The sequence below is a fragment of the Planobispora rosea genome, assembly GCF_014648175.1.
Lineage (GTDB): Bacteria > Actinomycetota > Actinomycetes > Streptosporangiales > Streptosporangiaceae > Planobispora > Planobispora rosea.
The window spans coordinates 1-614 of record NZ_BMQP01000148.1 but is presented as its reverse complement, the minus strand read 5'-3'; the positions used below and the strand labels follow the sequence as shown (position 1 = coordinate 614).

At 70.0% G+C, this 614-nt stretch carries 1 pseudogene; it reads left to right on the top strand.

Annotated elements, in window-relative coordinates:
• Nucleotides 1–280: 280 nt before the first annotated feature.
• A pseudogene (locus tag IEZ08_RS39165) lies at nucleotides 281–614 on the top strand (hypothetical protein); the annotation flags it as partial.

Below are 614 nucleotides of genomic sequence, written 5' to 3'. Positions count from 1 at the left end.
TAAGATCCACCCGCGGCACCTACCTCGTCGAGCTTTTTACACCGCCCCGAGGACGCCACCGTGGCCGTGGTCCGCTCACCGCGCGCATAGAGCCGCAACAGACGGGGACACCTCGTTCGCCATCTTGTGAGCGGCATGGGACCGGGGTCCCGGCCAGGACGAAAGTCCCCTCAGGAAGGGACCTCGGGGGTGCGGGCGGGAGCCGTACGGCTCTGCGGGAAAGACCGGGCCGGCCGATTAACTGGGTGACGAGAGAAAGAAACCGATAAAGGAGCCAATCATGGCCATCATCGAAGGCCGTAAGCCGATCAACGGCCACGCCCCCGATCATATCCCCGCCCCCGCCGCGTCCGCCGTGGCGGGCCGTACCCCCGCCGCCTACGCCTGGGCCGCCGCCCGCATCGCGCTGGGCTGGGTGTTCCTGTGGGCCTTCGTCGACAAGCTGTTCGGCCTGGGCTTCGCCACCCCGGCCGCCAAGGCCTGGGCAGGCGGCGGCAGCCCCACCACCGGCTTCCTCAAGGGCAGCGGCGAGAACGCCCTGGGCGGCTTCTTCGGCAGCCTGGCCGGCCAGGCCTGGGTCGACTGGCTGTTCATGCTCGGCCTGGCCGGCGTCG